This is a genomic window from Actinoplanes italicus, assembly GCF_003001815.1.
Taxonomy (GTDB): domain Bacteria; phylum Actinomycetota; class Actinomycetes; order Mycobacteriales; family Micromonosporaceae; genus Actinoplanes; species Actinoplanes italicus.
Window position 1 is genome coordinate 11,963 of record NZ_PVMZ01000019.1, and the last position, 21,838, is coordinate 33,800.

Here is a 21,838-nt window from a genome sequence, read left to right on the forward strand (position 1 = left end):
GGAGTGCTCTGATGGCCAACGCCTTCGACTCGTATGACCTGGCCGGCACCAAGCTGGCCAACCGCATCGCGATGGCCCCCATGACCCGCAGCCGCGCCTACGGTCCCGGCAACACCCCGACCGACCTGATGGCCGCCTACTACGCGCAGCGCGCCGGCGCCGGCCTGATCATCACCGAGGGCACCCAGCCCTCGGAGATCGGACAGGGCTACCTGAACACCCCCGGCCTGCACACCGAGGAGCAGGTAGCCGGCTGGCGCAAGGTCACCGACGCGGTGCACGCCGCCGGCGGCGTGATCTTCGCGCAGCTCATGCACACCGGCCGGATCGGGCACCCCAGCCTGCTGCCCGACGACCTGCACCCGGTCGGCCCGTCCGCGGTCAAGGCCGACGGCCAGGTGTTCACCAACGAGGGCCCGCAGGTCCTGGTCGTCCCCCGGGAGCTGACCGAGCAGGAGATCACCGAGACGATCGCCGACTTCGCCTCGGCCGCTCGTAACGCGATCGCCGCCGGGTTCGACGGCGTGGAGATCCACGGTGCCAACGGCTACCTCGTGCACCAGTTCCTGTCCTCGAACGCCAACCGGCGCACCGACGGCTGGGGCGGCAGCGTCGACGGCCGGATCCGCTTCGCCGTCGAGGTCGCCGGTGCGGTGGCCGAGGCGATCGGCGGCGACAAGGTCGGCATCCGGGTGTCGCCGGGCAACCCGTACAACGACATCGCCGAGGACGACGTCGAGGAGACCTACACGGCCCTGGTCGACCGGCTGGCCCCGCTCGGCCTGGCCTACCTGCACCTGGTCGAGAACCCGGACCGCGGCCTGACCCGGCGCCTGCGCGAGCGGTGGCCGGCCACGCTGATCGTGAACCCCGCCACCTACCCGGCCGCCACCGGCCCGGAGTCGCTCGCCCTGATCGAGGACGGCACCGCCGACCTGGTCTCCTTCGGCGCGAACTTCCTGGCCAACCCGGATCTTCCGGCCCGGCTCGCGGCCGGCGGACCGTTCAACACGCCCGACCCGGCGAGCTTCTACGGCGGCGACGAGCGTGGTTACACCGACTACCCGGCTCTCGACGCCTGACGGACAGGCCCGCCGGCTCCCGGGCCGGCGGGCCTCCCCGACCGTGAGGCGTTCCGCCCGGCGGGCCTTTCAGACCGAAAAAGATCACTTGGTCGTACGGGTCCAGAGGCGCATTCGAGCAGGACGAGCGGAGCGCACCGACAACGCTTCCCGGCACGGGCGCCACCATCGCGCCCACCATCGGCCCGGCGATCATCGGCAGCAGCGTCCCCGGCACCGTCCACCAGCCGACCACTCCGTTGCGGGCCAGCTCGGCCATCAGCACCGCCGGCATCACGATGCCCGGCAACACGCCGGTGCGCAGCCACACGCTCATCGAGACACTGCTGTTGACCTGCTCGAACACGGTCACCGCCGACTCGAGGCCGACGATGTTCGGCAGCGCCGCGAACACCCAGTCGGCGAACAGCATGCCCGACATCTGGATCGCGCCGACCATCGTCGCCACGACACCGGCCGCGGTCAGCGCCCGGCCCCGCGTCCCGCGTCCCGCGTCCCGCGTCCCGCGTCCCGCGCAGCAGGGTGAGCACGGCCGGCACGGCCAGGGCGATCGCCACCCAGTAGTAGTGGAAGAAGTTCGCCGAGACGATCGACAGGCTCTCGCCCTCGGCCAGCGACGCGAGGTAGCCCGCGTCGGACTCCTCGGCCTGCGGCGGCGAGGTCAGCATCGCCCCGAGCAGCAGGACCGGGGTGGCCAGCAGGGCCGACATTCACTGGAATGTCCTCGCCGACCCGGAAGGCAACGAGTTCTGCCTCCTGACCCCCGCCTGATTCCCCGCCAGTCTTCCGCCGTGCCACCGGCGCGTGGGGTGATGTGTGGCGTGCTGGTGGGCGTGGGTTGCCGCGTTGTCGCTGGTGGTGGTGTGCGTGGTGATGTGTGGCGTGCTGGTGGGCGTGGGTTGCCGCGTTGTCGCTGGTGGTGGTGTGCGTGGTGATGTGTGGCGTGCTGGTGGGCGTGGGTCACCACGTTGTCGCCGGTGGCGGTGTGCGTGGTGATGTGTGGCGTGCCCGTGGGCGTAGGTCACCACGCTGGGAGGTGCGGTGTTCTGGCGTAGGCGCTTCCTCGTAGGCGACTGCCGAGAATGCTGTTTCCCAGCGTGCGAACGTGCGATTCCCCACCCGTTAACGCGTCTGTGGCTGCTCGACCATGACATCTGTTCTGGAATGGAAATTCGGTGGCCGCCGTGGTGCGAGAGAGGAATACGGTTTCCGTTTCAGGAAAGGGTTTCAGCGCGGTGGGGTGCTTTCCCGCAGCACCACTTCGACCTGGACCTCGACGATGCCGGGGAAATCGTCGGCCAACGCCAGTTCAAGGGCTCGGCGGCCCAGATCGCGAAGCGGTACCCGGACCGACGTCAGCATCGGCGTGACGTCGCGGGCCGCGTCGATGTCGTCGAAACCGGCCACGGCGATGTCCCGGCCCGGGACCAGGCCGGCCTCCCGTACCGCGGTCATTACGCCGATCGCCATCACGTCGTTCACCGCGAAGATCGCCTCGACGGCCCCGGAGCCTCCGCCGGAGAGGCTGGCGTTGCGGCCGGGTGGGTTCGTGGCTTCGGGGGAGTGGCTGGCGTTGCGGCCGGGTGGGTTCGTGGCTTCGGGGGAGTGGCTGGCGTTGCGGCCGGGTGGGTTCGTGGCTTCGGGGGAGTGGCTCGCGTTGCGGCCGGGTGGAGTCGCGGCCTCGGGGGAGCGGCCCGGGTCGCTGCCGGGCCGGTCTCTCCCGGCGCTGAGCAGGGCCGTCGCCGCTCGGTGGCCGCCGTCCCGGTTGAGGTCGGTGGCCACCACATGCCGGGGATCCGGGACGATGCCGGCCTGACGCAGGCCGTCGAGGAAACCCTGGCGCCGGTCGTACGACATGCGGATCCGGTCGTCGCCGTGCAATACCGCGAACCGGCGGTAGCCGAGTCCCGCCAGGGCCTGGGCCAGCCGGAACGCTCCGCCGTGATGGTCGACGGTCAGGGTGGGGAAGTCCAGGTCGTTGCGGCTCAGCAGGGCCACCCGGCCGCCGCCGCGCCGGTAGGCGGCCAGTTCCTCGGCGAGGGCCGCGTAGACGCCGTCGTCGTCGACACGGCTGCCGGCGATCAGGATGACCCTCGGGCGGCGGCCGCGCATGGTCCGTACGATCTGCAGGCCCATGTCCGGCGAACGGTCGGTGACCGCCGCGGTCAGGGTGAGTCCGGCCTGGTAGGCGCCCTCGGCGACGCCGTCGGCGATGGACGCGAAGTAGGGGTCGTCGACCGCCCCGACGATCAGCGCCACCGTGTTGCTGGAGCCGCGGGCGATGGCCTGCGCGGAGACGTGCGGGGAGTAACCGAGGCGGCCGGCCGCCTCCTGGACGCGGGCCAGGTTCTCGGCGCGGACGTTGCGGTCGCTGCCGTTGAGTGCCCGGGAGGCGGTCGCGTAGGAGACGCCCGCCTCGCGGGCCACGTCGTGCAGCGTGACGGCGCCGGTTCGGTTGTGGTCACTCACTTCGCGATTCTGGCACGACGGGATACGGTTTCCACCGGTGAGGGCTGGCTGTTTGTCTCTCACCGGAGAGTGAGCGCCGCCCGGAGAGGACCACAGATTGCCGCACCGCGCCAGGGACACCGTTACCCTACGTGACGTTGCCGCGGAGGCTGGAGTGTCCGTGGCGACCGCCTCGCGGGTGCTGGGTGGTGGCAACCGTTCGGTGGCGCCGGAGAACGCGCGCAAGGTGATCGAGGCGGCGACCCGGCTGCGGTACACGATGGACGCCGCGGCCCGCGCGATGAATCGGGGCAGTGACGCGATCGCCCTGGTCGCCGACGATCTGGCGACGCCCGCGGTGGCCGCCGTGGTGGCAGCCATGGAGCGGCAGGCCCGCACGGTCGACGCGTTCGTGACGGTCTCCTCGACCCGTGGTCTGCCCGAGCTGCAGGCCGCGACGATCCGGACGCTGGCCGGGTTCCGTCCGCGGGCGCTGGTGCTGACCAGCACGCGGATCAGTCACGAGTCGTCGGACACCCGGGTTCTCGACGAGTTGCGGGCCTTCGAGCGCAACGGCGGCCGGGTGATCATCTACGGCAGTGGCGGCGTGCATCTGCCGTTCGACGCGCTCGCGGTGGACGACCGCGGTTCGGCGCGGCTGATGGGCGAGCACCTGGCCGGGACCGGGCACCGCCGGGCGATCATCCTGGCCGGCACCCGTGAACGCGCGTACGCCGCCGCGCGTACCTCGGGTTATGTCGAGGGTCTGCTCGCCGCGGGCGCCGACGTGCAGGACATCCGGATCGTGAATTGCGAGGTCAGCCGGCAGGGCGGGTTCGACGCGACGGCCCAGCTGATCCGGGAGGGCCTGGACGGCACCGACGTGCTGGTGGCGATCAACGACCCGGTGGCGATCGGCGTGCTGGCGGCCTGCCGTGCGGCCGGGGTGGACGTGCCGGGGCGGGTGTCGGTGACGGGGTTCGACGACGTGCCGCTGGCGCGGGACCTGACGCCGGGGCTGACGACGATCGCGCTGCCGTTCACCGAGATCGGCGTGCGGGCGATCGAACTGGCCGTCCGGGAACGGCCGGAGGGTGACGGCCCGGCCCGTGAGACCTTCCGTGGCGCGCTCATCGTCCGAGGAAGTGCGGGCAAGCGCGAGCGCGTCAGGTAAGCGCTTTCCCCCCGCTCTGATTCATCTGCCCGAAACACTTGACCGCCCCCGCTGTAACGCCGCAGACTCCGGAATACGGTTTCCACGTAGGAAGGGGGTCGGGTGAGCGCCATCGGCGAACTTCAACGGCTCAACACCTCCACCGGCGGTCCGCCGCGCAAGCGGGACACCAGGGCCGCCCGCAAGCGGGACACCAGGGCCGCCCTGCTGTTTCTCCTGCCCTGGTTCGCCGGGCTACTGCTGATCACCGCCGGCCCCGTGGCCGCGTCACTCGTTCTGGGCTTCACCGACTACAACCTGATCCAGCCGCCCGAGTTCAACGGGCTGGAGAACTTCGAGCGCATGCTCTCCGACGAGCGGCTGCACAACGCGCTGCGCGTCACTTTCACGTACGTGCTGGTCTCGGTCCCGCTGCAGCTGGCCTGCGCGCTGGGACTGGCTCTGCTGCTCGACCGTGGGATGCGTGGGCTGGCGTTCTACCGTTCGGCGTTCTACCTGCCGTCGCTGCTCGGCTCAAGCGTCGCGATCGCGGTCCTGTGGCGGCAGATCTTCGGCGCGGAGGGGCTGATCAACCAGTTCCTCAACGTGTTCGGCATCCAGGGCACGGGCTGGATCTCCGATCCGGACACCGCACTGTCGACCCTGATCGTGCTGAACGTGTGGACCTTCGGCGCGCCGATGGTGATCTTCCTGGCCGGGCTGCGGCAGATCCCGGTCATGTACTACGAGGCGGCGTCGATCGACGGCGCCGGTCGGTGGACCCAGTTCCGACGGATCACCGTGCCGCTGCTGTCACCGATCATCTTCTTCAACCTGGTGCTGCAGATCATCCACGCGTTCCAGTCGTTCACCCAGGCGTTCGTGGTCTCCGGCGGCACCGGCGGCCCGTCCGACTCGACCATGTTCTACACGCTCTACCTCTACCAGCGTGGCTTCGGCAGTTTCGACATGGGCTACGCCTCGGCCCTGGCCTGGCTCCTGCTGCTGATCATCGCGGCGTTCACCGCGGTCAACTTCTGGGCCGCCAAGCGATGGGTTTTCTACGATGACTGACCTGCGCGAACGCACGCACAAGGCGTCGGTGGCCGTACCGCAGAAGGAAGTAAGAATTCCCGGGAGTGCGAGAAGCGTCGCCAAGCACACCGGCCTGATCCTGCTCACCCTGGTGATGCTCTACCCGGTGATCTGGATGGTGGCCAGCTCCCTGAGACCCGGCGAGGAGATCTTCCGCTCGCCCGGCCTGATCCCCGGCAGCCTGGAGTTCAGCAACTACAGCGAGGGCTGGAACGCGCTGTCCTCGCCGTTCGGCCACTATCTGATCAACTCGGCGATCGTCGTGCTCGGCTGCATCATCGGCAACCTGGTCTCCTGCTCGATGGCCGCGTACGCCTTCGCGCGCCTCGAGTTCACCGGCAAGAAGATCTGGTTCGCGATCATGCTCGGCACCATCATGCTGCCGATCCACGTGATCATCGTTCCGCAGTACGTGATGTTCTCCCAATTCGGTTGGGTGAACACGTTCCTGCCGCTGATCGTGCCGAAGCTGCTGGCCACCGACGCGTTCTTCGTGTTTTTGATGGTCCAGTTCATCCGCGGCCTGCCCAAGGAGCTGGACGAGGCGGCCCGCATCGACGGCGCCGGCCACCCGCGGATCTTCGCACAGGTGATCCTGCCGCTGATGCTCCCGGCGCTGGCCACCACCACGATCTTCACGTTCATCTGGACGTGGAACGACTTCTTCAGTCAGCTCATCTACCTGACCGACCCGGAGATGTACACGGTGCCGGTCGCGCTGCGCTCCTATGTCGACGCCACGGTCTCCACCTCGTGGGGATCGATGTTCGCCATGAGCGTGGTCTCGCTCCTCCCGATCTTCCTCGCATTCCTCGTCGGCCAGCGATTCCTGATCAAGGGCATCGCGACGACCGGCATCAAATGAATCCCCGGAGGAACAACGTGAAGAAACTAATCGCAGGAGTTGCCGCCGCACTGATGCTCGCCGGATGCGGCGGCGGTGGCGGCGGCAAGGCCGACGGCGACCTGACGGCTGACAAGATCGAGCTGCGGTTCACCTGGTGGGGCTCGGACGCCCGGCACCAGCGCACCCAGCAGGTCATCGACCTGTGGCAGAAGTCCCACCCGAACATCACCATCAAGGGTGAGTTCAAGGAGTGGAACGGCTACTGGGACAGCCTGGCCACCACGGTCGCCGCCAACGACGCCCCCGACGTCATCCAGATGGACGAGCTGTACCTCGCTTCGTACGCCGAGCGCGGCGCGCTGCTCGACCTCGGCACCGCCGGCAAGAACCTGAGCACCACCGACTTCGACGCCAACGCCCTGGCCACGGGCGCGATCGACGGCAAGCAGTACGGCCTGCCCACCGGCGTCACCACGTACTCGCTGGTCGCCAACACCGACCTGCTCGCCAAGTACAACGTCGCGGTCCCGGACGACTCGAAGTGGACCTGGGACGACCTCAAGCGCATCGGCGGCGAGCTGTCCAAGGCCAGCAACGGCGAGGTGACCGGCGTCCAGTCGTGGGGCTTCGACATCGGTGGCGTGAACATCTGGGCTCGTCAGAACGGTGCCTCGCTCTACTCGCCCGACGGTAAGGTCGCCATCCCGGCCGACGTCCTGGCCAAGTACTGGCAGTACCTGCTCGACCTGTCCAAGCAGGGCATCGCCCCGTCCGCGTCGGTCAGCGTCGAGCGCGCCGGCGCCGGCCTCGACCAGTCCGGCACCGCCACCAACAAGTCGGTCTTCGGCACCTGGTGGAACAGCCAGCTCACCTCACTGGCCAAGGCCTCCGGCCAGAACCTCAAACTTCTCAAGATCCCCGGCGAGAGTACGGCTACGTCGCCCGGCGCCTACTACAAGCCGTCGATGTTCTGGTCGATCTCGTCGCGCTCCAAGCACCCGGCCGAGGCGGCCGCGTTCGTCAACTTCCTGGCCAACACGCAGGAGGCCGCCGACGTGCTGCTCACCGACCGGGGCATCCCGGCCAACACCAAGATCCGCACCGCGCTGACCGGGAAGCTCACGGGCACCGACAAGGCCGCCGCCGAGTTCCTCGACTCGGTCAAGGTCGGCGAGGCGCCGCGGGTCACCCCGAACGGTGCCAGTGACGTGGAGGCCATCCTCAAGCGCCACACCGAGGAGGTCCTGTTCGAGCGCAAGACCCCGCAGGCCGCGGCCGAGAGCTTCATCAAGGAACTGCAGGCCGGCATCGACGCCGCCTGACTCTGATCCACGCCCGCGCCGCCCACCGTGGCGGCGCGGGCCGGCCCGCAAAGGGAGCCATGTCTCAACCCCGATATCGCGCGGCGATCGTCGGCGCCGGAGCGATCGCAGCCGTACACGCTCAGGCTCTGCTCGATCACGCGGACCGTGTCGCCCCGGTCGCCGTCGTCGACGTCAACTCCGAACTGGCCCGGCACTTCGCCGCCAAGTGGAACATCCCGCAGGTCCACCCCACGCTCGACGAGCTGCTGCAGCGGGAGCGGATCGATCTGGTGCACCTGTGCACGCCGCCGGCCACCCACACCCCCCTCGCCCTGAAATGCCTCGACGGCGGTGCGAACGTGCTGGTGGAGAAGCCGCCGACACTGTCGCTCGCCGAGATGGACGTCCTCGCCGAGGCGTCCCGGCGCACCGGCGCGCACGTCGCGACCGTCTTCCAGCACCGCTTCGGCACCGGCGCGCACCGGCTGCGCGAGATGATCGCCGCCGGTGAGCTGGGCCGGCCGCTGCTGGCCACCTGCGAGACCCGGTGGTACCGCGACGACGACTACTTCCGCGTCCCGTGGCGCGGCAAGTGGGCGACCGAGGGCGGCGGCCCGACCATGGGCCACGGTATCCACCAGTTCGACCTGCTGCTCTCCATCCTCGGCCGCTGGGAGCAGGTCACCGCGGTCACCGCTCGCCGGGCGCGGGACGTGGAGACCGAAGACGTGTCGATGGCCCTGGTCACGTTCGCCGACGGCACGCTCGCCTCGGTGGTCAACTCGGTGATCTCGCCGCGGCAGACGTCGACGCTGCGGTTCGACTTCGAACGGGCCACGGTCGAGCTGACGCACCTCTACGGGTACCGCGACGCCGACTGGACGATCACACCGGTACCCGGCCACGAGAACCTCACCGAGCGCTGGCACGAGGGACGATCGGAAACGGTCAGCGGGCACACCGACCAGCTCGCCGCCGTTCTCGACGCGCTCGACGCCGGGACCGCGCCGCCGGTCTCGCTGCCCGACACCCGTACCACCATGGAGTTCATCGCCGCCCTCTACGCCTCGGCGGCGAACGGCCATCCGGTCCGGGCAGGCGAGATCGGCCCGGAGCATCCCTTCGCCACCGCGATGAACGGAGCAGGACGTTGACGGTCGAGCACCTGCTGGGCCGTTCGGTCACCGTCTCCTCCGGGACGACACCCCTTTTCTCGTACGTCTACGCGCCCGACACCCCGCGGCTGGAGTCGCCGAAGCCGTACCTGCATCCGATCCGCACCCTGGCCGGCGACGTCGTCTCGCTGTTCCGCCCGCACGACCACGTCTGGCACAAGGGCATCGCCTGGTCGCTGCCGCACGTCGGCGAGCACAACTTCTGGGGCGGCCCCACCTACGTGCACGGGCAGTTCTACGTGCAGAAACCCAACAACGGCAGCGCCCTGCACCGCGGCCTGGACACGCTCACCGATGCGGAGCTGAGCCACCGGCTCGACTGGATCTCCGAACAGGGCGATCCGGTCCTGACCGAGCGGCGCACGCTGACCTGGTCGGTGGCCGACGACGTCAGCTGGGTGCTGACGTTCGCCACCACGATGACCAACGTGGCGGGGCAGTCGCTGGCGTTCGGCTCGCCGACCACCAAGGGCCGGGAGAACGCCGGTTACGGCGGGCTGTTCTGGCGTGGGCCGCGCTCGTTCACCGGCGGCGTCCTGCAGTCACCGGACGGGGTGGGCGGCGACGAGCTGCGCGGCACGCGGGGGCCGTGGTTCGCGTTCCGGGGCCGGCACGACGGGGTGGACCGGTCCTCGACGATCGTGGTCGTGGACGATTCGGCCAATCCGCATCACCCGCCGCGCTGGTTCGCCCGTACCGAAGAATTCGCCTGTTTGAATCCCGCCCCGTTCTTCAGTGAGGAATTGGACCTCGGGAACGAGGAGACCGTCGCGTTCCGCTACGCCGTCGTGATCGCCGACGGTGACCACGGGGACGCCGGCACCGAGAGACTCGCCGCGCTGGGAGCGGAGGCGCTGGCGTGACGACCTTCCCCGGCGGAACGTCGCTGACCAGGCTGGCCGTCTACGCCGAGCACGGCGGGACGCCGCACCTGCACACCGTCTCGACCGAGGCGTACGTGGTGATCGGCGGTTCCGGGCTGCTGCGGACGCTGGACAGCGGCGGGCTGCGGGAGACGCCGCTGTCCGCCGGGACCACGGTGTGGTTCACGCCCGGCACCATCCATCGCGCCGTCAACCATGGTGACCTGGACGTAGTCGTGATCATGTCGAACGCCGGGCTGCCCGAGGCCGGGGACGCCGTCATGACGTTTCCGGCCGAGATCGTCGCCGACCCGGAGCGCTACCGGGCGGCCGCACGGCTGGACGGCGACCCTGACCTGGCCGTACGCCGACGCCGTGACCTGGCGCTGGAAGGTTTCGAGCAGCTGGTCGAGGCCGCCGGGAAGGGCGACCCGGAGCCGCTGGAGCGGTTCTACGAGGCCGCGGCCGCCCTGGTCAGGCCCGCGCTCGGCGGCTGGCGTGCCATCGTCGAGGCGGCCACCGATCGGGCCGTGGACCTGGTCGACGCGCTGGAGCAGGGCGACGGAGATCACCTGCGCCGATCCGGCCTGCGCGCCGCGGCGCCGAGCGACCCGCGCCGCTGGGGCATGTGCGGCCGGCTCGGCGCCTACGACGTCACGGATGTTATTTGACCAGCGGCTTCAGGGCCTGGCCGACCGAGGCCACGACGCCGGGACGGTGGCCGTTGCGGATCAGGTTGATGGTGATGCCGTCGATGCCGGCGCCCAGCACCCGCTCCTGGATCTGCTGGGCCACCTGGTCCGGCGTACCGATGAAGGCCCGGTTGCGACGGTCCGCCGGGATCGTCTCGCCGAGTTCCTTGGCCTCCTGTTCGGTCTCGCCGACCATGCCCATGATCAGGTAGCTGGTGGCGAGGGTAGACGGGTCGCGGCCGATCTCCTCGCAGCGCTCGCGCAGCACCGACACCTTACGGGCCAGGTCGTCGATGTCGCAGATGATGTTCATGTGGTCGGCGAACCGGGCCGCGAGGCGGAACGTCTTCTGCTCGCCCTGACCGCCGAGCATCACCGGGATGTGCGGGCGCAGCCGCGGGTTGTTCATGGCCGCACGGGCCGTGTACCACTTGCCGTCGAGCGAGGCGGTCTCACCCTTGAGCATCGGCGTGATGATGTTCAGCGCCTCCTCGAGCCGCTCGAAGCGCTGGCCGAAGGTGCCGAACTCGAAGCCGTACGCGTCGTGCTCGAGCTCGAACCAGCCGGCGCCGATGCCGAGGACGGCCCGGCCCTTGGAGACCACGTCCAGCGTGGTCACCGTCTTGGCCAGAAAGGCCGGATTACGGTACGTGTTGCCGGTGACCAGCGTCGACAGCTGGATCGTGGAGGTGACCGAGGCCAGCGCGCCGAGCGTCGTGTAGGCCTCCATCATCGGCTCCTCGGGCGCGCCGATGCCGGGCAGCTGGTACAGGTGGTCCATCACGAGCACGGTGTCGAAGCCGTTGCTCTCGGCCTCGCGGGCCTGGGTGGCGACGGTGTCGAAGAGGTTCTCCACTCCGGTGCCGTAGCTGAAGTTGGGGATCTGGTAGCCGAGTCGGATGGTCACCGGTGCCTCCGTCGTGCTTGATGTAAGAGGGTTCTCACTTGCTAATGTAAGAGCCTACTTACACGGAGGCAAGCGTGGGAGCGAATCGGGCCTATCACCACGGCGATCTGCGTGCCGCGCTGATCGCCGCAAGCTTCGACCTGCTCGCCGAACAGGGGCTCCAGCGTTTCTCCGTGGCGGCCGTGGCCCGCAGGCTGGAGGTCAGCTCCGCCGCGCCGTACCGCCACTTTCCCGACCGCAACCATCTGCTCAGCGCCGTCTCGGCGGCCGCCGCCCGCGATCTGAACGCCGCGATCCTGGCCGCCGCAGAGGCTGCCGGCGACGACCCTGCCGAGCGGCTCGCCGCCGCCGCGGGCGCCTATGTCAGGTTCGTCACCCGCACGGGCGCCGGCCTGCCGGTCATCTACGCCGCCGAGCTCTACGAAGTCGCGGACGAGGCCCGGCGTGAGCACACCCGCGCCCTGATGACCACCATGCTCGACCTGGCCGCGGCCACCGAGACCGCCTCCTACCACGACACGGTCCTGCTGCTCGAGGCCTCGATCGCGGTGGCGCACGGCTACGCCACGCTCCACTCCCAGGGGTTCTTCGCCCGCAACGACACCTCGGTCGACACGATCGCGGCTCGTGCCGTCGAAGCGGCGCGAACCCTTCACCCGAGCCCTCGGATGCGGTGACACCGCGGTGACACCGGCGGGCTGAGGTCATGCGGGCATGCGCCACGACGGCCGGCGGCAGCTGGACCGTGCCGATGAACCCCGTGATCCGTCCGGGCCGGACGGTGAACGACCGAGCGGGGCCGCCGGTTCACCTCCGGCGGCCCCGCTCGATCACTTCTTCTTGTCCTTCTTGGACTTCTTGTCCTTCTTCGCTTTCTTCGACTTCTTCGCCATGTCCTGCTCCCTCCGTCACGAAATCTCACGCTAGCCCGGCGTGGTCGTCGTGCTCCTCGTCATCCAGGGATGACTTTTCGAGGGGGCCTAGATCTTCACGGGGTGGTCGGTCGTCGTGCCGGAGACCGTCGATAACTCCGGGTCCGTGCTCGAATAGCCGAGAATGTCCAGCAGGTTCCCGGTGGCCTGGCGGAATGCCTGCTCGATGTCGTCGTCGAAATGGTTCTGCCAGTCGCCCGACTTGCCCTTGCGGTAGTGCGACACGTTGCCGGCCTTCTTGCGGTCGTTCATCCGGGAGAAGCTGTACTTGTCGAGCAGTGTCTCGAGCTCGGCCTCCGGGATGTTGATTCCGCAGTGCCGCAGCAGCGCCTCCATCTCGGCGATCTGGTCCTCGCCGGTCAGGTCCTCGTAGCGGATGAGCCGGACGTTCTCCGTCGGCGGCGCCTCGACCCAGGAACGGACCGCGTTGAACATGCCCTTCTTCGTCAGATGCCCGATCAGGTAGAGCATGCCGTCTTTCTTCGACTTCTCGTTCAGGACGGCGCGGACCTCCAGCACGTCGCCCATCGGGGTGTGCGAGTTCTTGGTCGAGAAGTAACTGGAGACGAGCAGGTCACGCGGGTCGCGGTAGACGAAGAAGGCCCGGTGTGCGTCCGGTTTCGGCATCTTCAGGTAGCGCTTGTGCGGGAAGTAGAGCGACAGGCCGATCCGGTTCGGGGGGACCACCCGCGGGTCCTTCCACGCGTAGTAGCGCGGGTCGTAGGTGACCAGGCCGGAATGGCGGTAGACGATCGGGTCGCTGAACACCGACTTGACCCACTGGCTGGCTGTTTTGCGCACTGCGCAGTGGTAGATGTTCGTGAATTCGCAACGGTCGGCGACCGGGACGGTCAAACGCATCCGTGTGTTGTAGGCCCCGAGCATCGCCCGCCGGACGGCCACGCGCACGGAATCGGGGGAGTGCTGCTTGGCGAACATCACGGTGCGATTGAGCATCGTCTATTCCAATTCCTTGCCTGACGGGTACGACGGGCCGGCAGGCGCACGCCGTCGTGCGGTACGAGGACTTTACAAGAACATTGACATCGTTACGAGAGGATCTCGTCTTGGATACAACCTCCGGGCTGGGAAGAAGCTGGGAGGGCCCTGTGGCTCGCCGTCACCGGGCTGCGGGGAACAGCACTCCACCAGCGAGAACGATCGTGAGCCTGCGGCGTCACGGACCCTCAGAACCTGAATGAATTCACAGGTTGACGTGGCTGGTCAGGCGGTACGGAAGGTGCGGCGGTACGCCTCCGGCGGCACACCGAGCTGCTGGCTGAAGTGGCGGCGCAGCGTGGTGGCCGTGCCCATGCCGGTGCGCGCCGCGATCTGCTCGACGCTCAGGTCCGAGACCTCGAGGAGCTCCTGCGCGCGGCGTACCCGCTGATCGTGCAGCCATCGCAGCGGGCTGCTGCCGGTGACCGCATGGAAGTGCCGGGCCAGGTTGCGGGAGCTCATCCCGGCCTCGCGGGCCAGGTCACGCACCGACAGTGGCTGGTCGAGCCGGTCCGCGGCCCACGCCATCACTCCGGACAGGACGTGGTTGCGGCCGTGCCCGACCGCCGCCGGGATGAACTGCGCCTGGCCGCCCTGCCGGTGCGGCGGCACGACCAGGGTGCGGGCCAGCGCGTTCGCCACCGCCGTGCCGTGGTCGGTACGCACGATGTGCAGGCACAGGTCCATGCCGGCCGCCTTACCCGCCGAGGTCAGCACGTCGCCGTCGTCGATGTAGAGCACACCCGGATCGACCGTCACCGACGGATAGCGGGACTGCAGCAGCTCGGTGTGCGCCCAGTGCGTGGTCGCCCGGCGCCCGTCCAGCAGCCCGGCCTCGGCCAGGGTGAACGCGCCCGTGCACAGCGACGCCACCCGCGCACCCCGGTCGTGGGCCGCGCGGACCGCCTCGACCAGCGCCGGCGCCGGCTGCTCCTCCGGGTCCCGGCAGGAGGTGACGATCACGGTGTCCGCCTCGGCCAGCGCCTCCAGCCCGCGCGACACCCCCGCGGTCAGCCAGCCGCCGACCGCGGCGCCGTCCTCGCCGCAGATCATCAGGTCGTACCAGGTGCCGGCGAGTTGCCGGTCGGCGCCGAACACCTCGCAGGCGGCGGCCAGCTCGTAGAGCGGGGTGCCGTCGGTGACGGGCAGGGCGACGCGGTGCACGGGCTCAGCCGCTGTGCGAGATCAGGGTGATGAGCTGACGGCGGAAGTGGTGGTAGTCCTCGACCGCACCGAGCAGATGCTCCGAGCGCTGCTCCTCGGTGCGGGCCGCGGCGAGCGCCTCGGTGCCCTCGCCGGTGATCGTGACGACGGTGCGGCGGCGGTCCCGGTCGTCGGAGGTACGGTCGGCGTGCCCGGTCCGCGCCAGCCGCTCGATGGTGCGGCTCATCGTCTGATCGGTGACCCGGCACAGGTGCGCCAGCTCGCGCTGCGATAGTGGTCCACCGGCCAGGTGGTGCAGCGCGATCAGCCCCGCGTGGGTGAGGCCGAGCCCGGCGAGGAACCGGTCGAAACGACCCTCCACCATGCGGGCGGCCACCGACAGAAGGCGTCCGGTCGGCCAGGAGTCGACGTCGGCGCGGACCCGATCGGTCTCGTCCGCCACCGTCTTCTCGTCGCCCTGCACCCGGTCACCCTACCGGGACTCCGACCGGCATCCCCGTGACCGGTGCGCCGGCGGCCAGCGCCGAGGCGATCGCCGCGGCGGCCGGCGGGAACGCCAGCTCACCGAGCCCGCCGATCGGCGCCTCGGACGGCACCACGATCACCTCGATCTCCGGGCAGTCGGTGATCCGCGCCCACGCGTAGTCCCGGAACGACGACTGCACGACCGCCCCGTCGCGGACCGTCACCTGTGCACCGAGCACCGTCGAGACGGCGTCCAGGATCGCGCCTTCGACCTGTGCCTTCACTCCGGACGGGTGGACCGGGATGCCGACGTCGACGGCCGCCGTCACCCGCAGCACCCGGCGGGCGCCCGGGTCGGCCCGGGCGATCACCGCGATCGCCGAACCGTAGTCGAGATGGCAGGCGACCCCCAGGTCACCAGTGCCGGCCCGCGCGGACGCCGCGTCCAGAACGCGGCGCAGACGCGAGTCGGCGGGCAGCAGCCGCCGCCGGAACTCGACCTGGTCGTGGCCGCCGCGTCGGGCGATCTCGCTGAGGAAGCACTCCTCGGCGTAGCCGAACTGTCCCGCGTAGACCGCCCGCCAGAACCCGGTCCGCAGCGGGGCGGGCCGCAGCGTCACCGACACCGTGCCGGGAACCGTGTAGGGGAAGTGGTCGCCGCTGGCCCGGACCACGATCGGGTTGGCGAACGGCGGGCTGACGGTCAACGGCCACGTCACCACCTGGTGGGTACGGCCGGTCGGCATCCCGGTCGCGTCGAGCGTCGCGGTGAGCCGGTGCACCGACATCGGCCGGTACGAGTCGTGCCGGGTGTCGTCGTCGCGCGTCCACCGCACCGAGACCGGCTGCCCGACGGCCCGGGAGCAGGCGATCGCCTCCATCACCGCGTCCGTCTCGATGCGCCGCCCGAAACCGCCGCCCGCCAGCGTCGGGAACACCTGCGCCGTCGCGCCCAGCTGGTTGCGCAGGCCACCCGGATCCTGCACCGGCGCCCAGACCTTCACCGCGCTCCCGGTGACGTGTGCGGTCGCGTTCATCGGTTCCATCGGCGCGTGCGCGAGCAGCGGCAGCCGGACGACGCGCTGCAGGTCGGGCGTGCCCGGGACCGCGGGAAGTGCCGCCTCGAGCTCGTCGAGCCAGACCCTGCTGTCCGCGGCCGGCGTGCCACCGCTCCACGTCACGGTCAGGGCGGCCCGGCCGCGCAGCGCCGCGTGCATGGACCGGGCGACGACCGCGATCCCGCCCTGCCCGGCGGCCGGCGGGTCGAGGCGGACGACCGCGACCACGTCCGGCACGGCCAGGGCCGCGGTGTCGTCCACGGTCTCCGGCCGGGCGCCGATCCACGGCGGCCGGGCGACCACGGCGATCAGGCTGCCGTCGGGCGCGGACTCGGCGCCGTAGCGGGCACGGCCGGTGACGATGTCGCGGGCGTCGGCCCGGCCCGCGCGGGTCCTGCCGATGAGCCGCCACTTCTCGGGCGGGGTCAGGGTGACCGGCACCGTGGCCGGGTCGATCGCGGCGGCGGCGACGACCAGGTCCCGGTAGGGCAGCGGCCGGTGCGACGGGTGCCGGACCCGGCCGTCGCGGGCCGTGCACTCCTCGGCGGGCACGGCCCAGCGGGCGGCCGCGGCCGCGATCAGCAGGCAGCGGGCCGTGGCGGCGGCGGAGCGCAGCGGCTGGGCGATGACCCGGCTGGAGGTGGAGTTGGCGACGGCCTGTGAACCGTAGGCGGCCGTGTCGCCGGGCGCCTGCTCCAGGGTCACGTCGTCGACGCCGATCGCGAGCTCCTCGGCGACCAGGACGGCGGCCATCGTGCGTACGCCCTGGCCGGTGTCCGGACGGGGAACCGTGGCCACCACCCGCCCGCGCCGGTCCACACGCACGAAGACGGTCGGGGCGAGCTCCGTCCCCGCCGGCGCGGTTCCGCCGGGGATCGGGACCGCCACGACGAGGGCGCCGGTGAGGAAACCGCGCCGGGTGATCATCGGGTCAGCTCCACGGCCCGCCGGACCGCGGCCCGGATCCGCGGGTAGGTGCCGCAGCGGCACACGTTGTCGCGCAGCGCCTCGTCGATCTCGGTGTCGGTAGGGTCCGGATTCTCGGCGAGCAGCGCCACCACGGTCATGATCTGGCCGGGCTGGCAGTAGCCGCACTGCGCCACGTCCAGCTCGAGCCAGGCCCGCTGCACCGGGTGGTCACCGTGCTCGGACAGGCCCTCGATGGTGGTGATCCGGGAACCCCGGGAGTCCTCGACGGTCTGTACGCAGGGCCGCTGTGCCGTGCCGTCGATCAGCGACACGCACGCCCCGCAGGCGCCGACGCCACAGCCGTACCGGGGCCCGGTCAGTCCTAGATCCTCACGCAGCGCCCACAGCAGTGGTGTGTCGCCGGGAACGTCCACCACCTGCCGTCTTCCGTTGACGTGCAACCGGTATGGCACCCGCACCGCCCCCACTCCATCGATGAACACGCATCGTTCAGCCTACTGAATATCAGGGTTCGCGTCGTACTGCCTACCGTTCGAGGCCGTGGCGACCATGCGGACCAACTGGTCGTGCACCCGCCCGTTACTGATCACCGCACCGTTGATCGGTCCGTCGTAGCGCTGAGCCGCGCCGTTCAGGTCGGAGATCCGGCCGCCGGCCTCGGTGACGATGACGGCGGCCGCGGCCATGTCCCACGGCGAGGTGTACGGATACACCGTTCCCGCCGCGAATCCCAGCGCGACCATGACCGCGTCGTGAACGGCGGAGCCGGTGGTCACCACGGCGGCGTCGGCCTCGAGCGCCTGGGCGAACAGGCGAACCGTGTCGAAGGCCGGCACCCGCCTGCCCATCAGGACCAGGCAGGCGCCGGCGACATCGCCGGCCGTGTTCACGGTGGTGCGCCGCTCGTCGACGAATGCGCCCTGGCCTGACCGGGCGTGGATCAGCCGGCCGGTCCACGGATCGTTCACGACGCCGAGAACGGGCACACCGTCTTCGACCAGTGCCAGCGAGAACACCGATGCCGGCACCCCGGCCGCGTACAACCACGTGCCGTCGATCGGGTCGCAGACCCACAACCGGCCCGCCGTGGCGCCGGTGTGATGGGCGTCCTCCTCGCCGAGCATGAGGTCCCCACGGGCCAGGACGGCGTCGCCGACCATGGCGTTGATCTGCCTGTCGATGCGGGTCACGGGCGTGCCGTCGGCTTTCGTCTCGGCGGACGCGCCGAGATGACTCTTCATGACCTCACCGGCACGGCGGGCGATGCGGATCGCGAACTGCAGGTCGCTGTCGGGCATGACCTCCACCTAAGCCGACCGTGCCCGAGCCGTCGAGCCGCGGACCGCCCCACTCCAACCGGCTCGCTCCCATCGATGAACACGCATTGTTCAGCCTGCTGAACATCAGGCATACTGCCCGCGTGGTCAACGACTCGACGGTCCGTAGCGAGCGCGTCCTGCTCTGGGGTGTCCCCGCTGTAGCGCTGCTCACCGGCCTGGTGTGGCTGGCCGGCCAGAGCCTCGACGACGTCACCCTGCTCCCGGACAGCGGCGCGGCCTGGTACGAGTGGCAGCTCCCCGAACCAACGGCCTGGAGCCGGCTGTCGGCGTGGTTCGGCTACGCCGCACACCAGATCGTGTCGTGGGGGCTGATCTACTACGCCCAGACCCGCCGCCGGCAGTGGACCCGCGGGCTCAAACGCGTCAACGTGATCGCCATCGGCGCGAACCTCGGCTTCATCGCCCTGCACGTGCTGCAGTCGCAGCTCTGGTACGACGGCCTGGCCCAGGACGTCTCGATCTTCAGCTCGCAGGGTTCGGTCGTACTCCTCCTCGTGTTCGTTCTTCTGATGGAGAACAGACGGCGGGGACTGGTCGCCGGCAAGCCCGCCCCGATCCCCGCCGTTGTGATCGACTTCGCCCGCCGATACCACGGCTATCTGTTCAGCTGGGCGATCATCTACACCTTCTGGTACCACCCGATGGTCACCACGAGCGGCCACCTGATCGGCTTCTTCTACATGTTCCTGCTGCTCCTGCAGAGCAGCCTGTTCTTCACGACCGCACACACCAACCGCTGGTGGACGATCAGCCTCGAACTGATGGTCGCCGTCCACGGCACCCTCGTCGCGGTGATGAACTCCGGTCCCGACGGCGCCTGGCCGCGGTTCCTCTTCGGCTTCCTCGCCGTCTTCGTGATCACCCAGATGCACGGGCTCGGCCTCAGCGCCCGTACCCGCTGGCTGCTCGCCGCCGCCTGGCTGGCCGGCGCGTCGCTCGTGTACTGGAACCGGGGCCTGCAGCACCTGCATGAGCTGCTGCGCGTACCGATGGCCGAATATCTGGTCCTCGCGGTCCTGGTGCTGATTCTGTGGCCGATCGCGATCATTTTCAGACCAAGGCCATCGGCTGTACGGGACACGCCCGCTAAGGTCGACGCCCGGGAGTGAACAGCAGACACATCCCACGGCTGCCGCCGAATCCAGAAGTCGGCCAGATGCCAAGACAAGCAGTGAAGGCCTGGGAGATCAGCATCAAGCTCGCCCCAGCGGAACTCCGCAGCCGCTGCACGAGGAGATCCGCCCTCAGATGCGGACCGCATGACTCGAGCGCCGACCGGTCAGGATGGGTGGATGACGGGGGAAGGTTCGCCCGCGAGCCCTGGCCGGAGTCAAGTATGGATCTGACCGGTGCGCTCCAGAGTAGCCGTGTGCGACGGTCGGTGCGCGCGAGCCTGTGCACACTCACTCTGGCGGAGGGGAACCCGGTCTGAGGTATGCGGGGAGCGGTGGCGGAGATGGGGCCTGACCCGGGCCTGGCTGGGTTGTCACCGCCGCCAGACGCGTGTGGTGGTCACGGTCGGGTTGCCGGCCTTGTCGTACGCCCTCAGCTGGACTTTCATCTTCTTGCCGTACTTCTTGGTGTTGACCGAGAAGGTGTATCCGGCCGTGACGTCTTTGGCGACGACCTTGCCGTTGATGAGCAGCTCGACGCGGTGATTTTCACCGTGCCGCGTACCTTGGCGCCGTTCTTCGGTGCTTTGGTGAGCTTCAGGGTGGGCCGGGTGTTGTCCACGACAACGGTGCGGCTCATCCGGGAGGTGTTGCCGAGCCGGTCGGTGACGGCCCAGGTCAGCGTTCGGAGCCCGTCCGGGCCGGCCGAGGCGTTGATGGTGTACGGGCCCTTACTGACGGAATAGGCCCCGTGCAGGTAGGCGTCGCGGATGCCGGATCCGTCGTTGGCGTACACGGTGGTGCGGATGGTCTTGCCCCGCACGAGAGCCCGGTGTCCGGGGGCGATGCCGGTAATCGCCGGTCCGGTGTTGTCGAGGACGACCTTGCTGGTGTGGGAGGCGCTGTTGCCGACCCGGCGTGTAACCAACCCGATTCTCAGCCAACCGCACCGGTTCATACCCCCGAAGCGCCGGCGGACGCCCGGGAGTGACCCGCGCCGCCTCCGGCGTGCCTACGTGCTCGGTACAGGGCCGGGCAGGCCGAACAGGTAGCCCTGCCCGTAGGCGACGCCGATCCCGCGCAGGGTGTCGAGTTCCGTGGCGGTCTCGATGCCTTCGGCGATCAGGGCGGCTCCGGTCTCGGTCGCGAACATGTTGAGCGATCGGGCCATGGTCTGCCGTACGAGGTCGGTGTCGATGTCCCGTACCAGCGAGATGTCGAGCTTGATGATGTCGGGCCGCAACCGCAGGATGTGGCTGAGGCTGGCGAAGCCGGCACCGGCATCGTCGACGAGGATCTGCACCCCGGCGGCCTGCAGCGCCCGGGTGTGGGCGAGCAGCCCGGGATAGTCGTAGACCTGGGCATGCTCGGTAATCTCGACACCGAGATCGTGCCCGGCGTGGTCCAGCAGCAGCCGCTCGGTGCCGGCGGCCGTCAGGACCTCCGGGGACAGGTTCAGGTTCAGGCGGATCCCCGGTGGCAGCCGGTCGAGGATCTCCAGGGCGCGGCGTACGGCCAGCAGCTCGAGTTCGGCGCCGAGTCCACAGCGGGCGGCGGCGGCGAACGCCCGGTCCGGGGTGGCGAACACCATCGGGTCGAAGCGTGACAGTGCCTCGAAGGCCACCGGCGCACCGGTGCGAAGGCTGACGATCGGCTGGAAGACCGTGTGTACGGCTCCGGCTTGCAGCACCTCGCGCACGGACGCCTCGGATCGGCGGGTGAGGTGGCGTGCCAGGGCGGCCGGGCTGCTCAGGTGATCGCTGATCAGGTCGGCGAGCATCCGTACGAATCGGGCGTCCTGCTCTGTCAGTCTTTGATCGGCGTGCCGGCTGAGGCAGCACAGCATGCCGAGGACTGTTCCGTCGGCGCCGTGCCAGGGAGCCCCGACGTAGGAGCCGATGTTGAGGTCCCGAGTGACCGCCAGGTCGCGGGTGACCGGGTGGGAACGGGCGTCGGTGACGACCTCCGGCAGGGTTCCGGCCAGGACCCTGGTGCAGAAGGAGCCGTCCAGGGCGGTGCCGGTCATCAGCTCGACGTTCATCGCCGCCGTCTCACCGTCGGCGGCCACGATGACCTGCTCGCCCTCGGTGAACGCCGACAGCCAGGCGACCTCCATGCCCAGATGCAGCCGTGCCAGGGCCAGCAACCGGTCGATTTCCGGATCGACGGGCGTCGTCACGTCGTGCGCCGTCGAGGTTGACATCTCTTCGCCTCCCGCGACCGGGTGTCGTCCGGCCGAGGACTCCGACATCGGCCGGAGGAACGGCGGTCT

21 protein-coding genes are annotated in these 21,838 nt (G+C 69.8%); 10 read left to right on the top strand and 11 right to left on the bottom strand.

All coding sequences use genetic code 11. The annotated features are described in order from the left end of the window. Positions 1–11 precede the first annotated feature (11 nt). Positions 12–1,082: an alkene reductase gene (locus CLV67_RS36090; RefSeq protein WP_106326697.1), complete on the top strand. Its 1,071-nt coding sequence runs from the start codon at positions 12–14 to the stop codon at positions 1,080–1,082. Here CLV67_RS36090 and CLV67_RS36095 read toward each other — a convergent pair. Beyond that, positions 1,006–1,530: a hypothetical protein gene (locus CLV67_RS36095; protein WP_170154129.1), complete on the bottom strand. Its 525-nt coding sequence runs from the start codon at positions 1,528–1,530 to the stop codon at positions 1,006–1,008. The genes CLV67_RS36090 and CLV67_RS36095 overlap by 77 nt on opposite strands. A gap of 779 nt (positions 1,531–2,309) precedes the next feature. After that, positions 2,310–3,551: a LacI family DNA-binding transcriptional regulator gene (locus tag CLV67_RS36100; RefSeq protein WP_170154130.1), complete on the bottom strand. Its 1,242-nt coding sequence runs from the start codon at positions 3,549–3,551 to the stop codon at positions 2,310–2,312. Positions 3,552–3,648: 97 nt separating this feature from the next. On the opposite strand from CLV67_RS36100, the gene CLV67_RS36105 reads away from it, so the two are divergent. The 7 genes from CLV67_RS36105 (at position 3,649) to CLV67_RS36135 (ending at position 10,638) form a co-directional block, all read left to right on the top strand. Next, positions 3,649–4,704, top strand: coding sequence for a LacI family DNA-binding transcriptional regulator (locus tag CLV67_RS36105; RefSeq protein WP_146169421.1), 1,056 nt, complete (start codon positions 3,649–3,651; stop codon positions 4,702–4,704). 102 nt (positions 4,705–4,806) lie between these two features. Beyond that, entirely contained in the window at positions 4,807–5,757 is a 951-nt protein-coding gene (locus tag CLV67_RS36110) for a carbohydrate ABC transporter permease (RefSeq protein WP_106326704.1), read from the top strand. Next, a complete protein-coding gene (locus tag CLV67_RS36115) occupies positions 5,750–6,643 on the top strand; it encodes a carbohydrate ABC transporter permease (protein ID WP_106326706.1) in 894 nt (297 codons plus the stop codon). Before CLV67_RS36110 ends, CLV67_RS36115 begins: the two co-directional genes overlap by 8 nt. Before the next feature lie 17 nt (positions 6,644–6,660). Next, positions 6,661–7,947 (top strand): ABC transporter substrate-binding protein, encoded by a 1,287-nt coding sequence (locus CLV67_RS36120; protein ID WP_203737451.1) that lies wholly within the window; start codon positions 6,661–6,663, stop codon positions 7,945–7,947. A 59-nt stretch (positions 7,948–8,006) separates the two neighbouring features. Beyond that, complete coding sequence (locus CLV67_RS36125) at positions 8,007–9,083, top strand: Gfo/Idh/MocA family protein (protein ID WP_106326711.1); 1,077 nt, start codon at positions 8,007–8,009, stop codon at positions 9,081–9,083. Then, positions 9,080–9,967, top strand: a complete 888-nt coding sequence (locus tag CLV67_RS36130; protein WP_106326714.1) for a DUF6807 domain-containing protein — start codon at positions 9,080–9,082, stop codon at positions 9,965–9,967. The genes CLV67_RS36125 and CLV67_RS36130 overlap by 4 nt, the downstream gene beginning before the upstream one ends. After that, positions 9,964–10,638: a cupin domain-containing protein gene (locus tag CLV67_RS36135; protein ID WP_106326716.1), complete on the top strand. Its 675-nt coding sequence runs from the start codon at positions 9,964–9,966 to the stop codon at positions 10,636–10,638. The genes CLV67_RS36130 and CLV67_RS36135 overlap by 4 nt, the downstream gene beginning before the upstream one ends. Here the strand turns inward: CLV67_RS36135 and CLV67_RS36140 are convergent. Next, on the bottom strand, positions 10,631–11,566 hold the full coding sequence (locus CLV67_RS36140; protein WP_106326718.1) for an LLM class F420-dependent oxidoreductase: 936 nt from the start codon (positions 11,564–11,566) through the stop codon (positions 10,631–10,633). The two genes, CLV67_RS36135 and CLV67_RS36140, sit on opposite strands and share 8 nt — an antisense overlap. 74 nt (positions 11,567–11,640) lie before the next feature. Between CLV67_RS36140 and CLV67_RS36145 the strand changes: the two genes are divergently transcribed. Continuing rightward, a complete protein-coding gene (locus CLV67_RS36145; RefSeq protein ID WP_106326720.1) occupies positions 11,641–12,243 on the top strand; it encodes a TetR/AcrR family transcriptional regulator in 603 nt (200 codons plus the stop codon). Between the two features lie 303 nt (positions 12,244–12,546). On the opposite strand, the gene CLV67_RS36155 is transcribed toward CLV67_RS36145, so the two are convergent. The 6 genes from CLV67_RS36155 to CLV67_RS36180 form a co-directional block, all read right to left on the bottom strand. Further along, positions 12,547–13,455 (bottom strand): sulfotransferase domain-containing protein, encoded by a 909-nt coding sequence (locus CLV67_RS36155; RefSeq protein WP_106326724.1) that lies wholly within the window; start codon positions 13,453–13,455, stop codon positions 12,547–12,549. A gap of 267 nt (positions 13,456–13,722) precedes the next feature. Then, entirely contained in the window at positions 13,723–14,661 is a 939-nt protein-coding gene (locus CLV67_RS36160) for a GlxA family transcriptional regulator (protein ID WP_106326726.1), read from the bottom strand. Positions 14,662–14,665: 4 nt separating this feature from the next. Beyond that, entirely contained in the window at positions 14,666–15,124 is a 459-nt protein-coding gene (locus CLV67_RS36165; RefSeq protein ID WP_239166655.1) for a MarR family winged helix-turn-helix transcriptional regulator, read from the bottom strand. A gap of 4 nt (positions 15,125–15,128) precedes the next feature. Next, positions 15,129–17,111 (bottom strand): xanthine dehydrogenase family protein molybdopterin-binding subunit, encoded by a 1,983-nt coding sequence (locus tag CLV67_RS36170; RefSeq protein WP_146169422.1) that lies wholly within the window; start codon positions 17,109–17,111, stop codon positions 15,129–15,131. Then, positions 17,108–17,572: a (2Fe-2S)-binding protein gene (locus tag CLV67_RS36175; RefSeq protein WP_239166656.1), complete on the bottom strand. Its 465-nt coding sequence runs from the start codon at positions 17,570–17,572 to the stop codon at positions 17,108–17,110. The genes CLV67_RS36170 and CLV67_RS36175 overlap by 4 nt, the downstream gene beginning before the upstream one ends. 36 nt (positions 17,573–17,608) lie before the next feature. Further along, the gene (locus CLV67_RS36180; protein WP_106326730.1) at positions 17,609–18,412 is read right to left on the bottom strand and encodes an inositol monophosphatase family protein; all 804 of its coding nucleotides are present in this window, start codon (positions 18,410–18,412) and stop codon (positions 17,609–17,611) included. Between the two features lie 122 nt (positions 18,413–18,534). Between CLV67_RS36180 and CLV67_RS36185 the strand changes: the two genes are divergently transcribed. Next, positions 18,535–19,563, top strand: a complete 1,029-nt coding sequence (locus tag CLV67_RS36185; protein ID WP_203737453.1) for a hypothetical protein — start codon at positions 18,535–18,537, stop codon at positions 19,561–19,563. Positions 19,564–20,011: 448 nt separating this feature from the next. Here CLV67_RS36185 and CLV67_RS51305 read toward each other — a convergent pair whose 3' ends face one another. Continuing rightward, positions 20,012–20,524, bottom strand: a complete 513-nt coding sequence (locus CLV67_RS51305; protein WP_170154132.1) for a hypothetical protein — start codon at positions 20,522–20,524, stop codon at positions 20,012–20,014. A 54-nt stretch (positions 20,525–20,578) separates the two neighbouring features. After that, a complete protein-coding gene (locus tag CLV67_RS36195) occupies positions 20,579–21,769 on the bottom strand; it encodes a sensor domain-containing phosphodiesterase (RefSeq protein WP_106326734.1) in 1,191 nt (396 codons plus the stop codon). Positions 21,770–21,838: the final 69 nt, after the last annotated feature.

Coding starts and splice junctions, on each gene's coding strand:
- CLV67_RS36180 (WP_106326730.1), bottom strand. CDS start 18,412: ATGCCCGACAGCGACCTGCAGTTCGCGATCCGCATCGCCCGCCGTGCC.
- CLV67_RS36195 (WP_106326734.1), bottom strand. CDS start 21,769: ATGTCAACCTCGACGGCGCACGACGTGACGACGCCCGTCGATCCGGAA.
- CLV67_RS36125 (WP_106326711.1), top strand. CDS start 8,007: ATGTCTCAACCCCGATATCGCGCGGCGATCGTCGGCGCCGGAGCGATC.
- CLV67_RS36170 (WP_146169422.1), bottom strand. CDS start 17,111: ATGATCACCCGGCGCGGTTTCCTCACCGGCGCCCTCGTCGTGGCGGTC.
- CLV67_RS36115 (WP_106326706.1), top strand. CDS start 5,750: ATGACTGACCTGCGCGAACGCACGCACAAGGCGTCGGTGGCCGTACCG.
- CLV67_RS51305 (WP_170154132.1), bottom strand. CDS start 20,524: ATGAACCGGTGCGGTTGGCTGAGAATCGGGTTGGTTACACGCCGGGTC.
- CLV67_RS36090 (WP_106326697.1), top strand. CDS start 12: ATGGCCAACGCCTTCGACTCGTATGACCTGGCCGGCACCAAGCTGGCC.
- CLV67_RS36155 (WP_106326724.1), bottom strand. CDS start 13,455: ATGCTCAATCGCACCGTGATGTTCGCCAAGCAGCACTCCCCCGATTCC.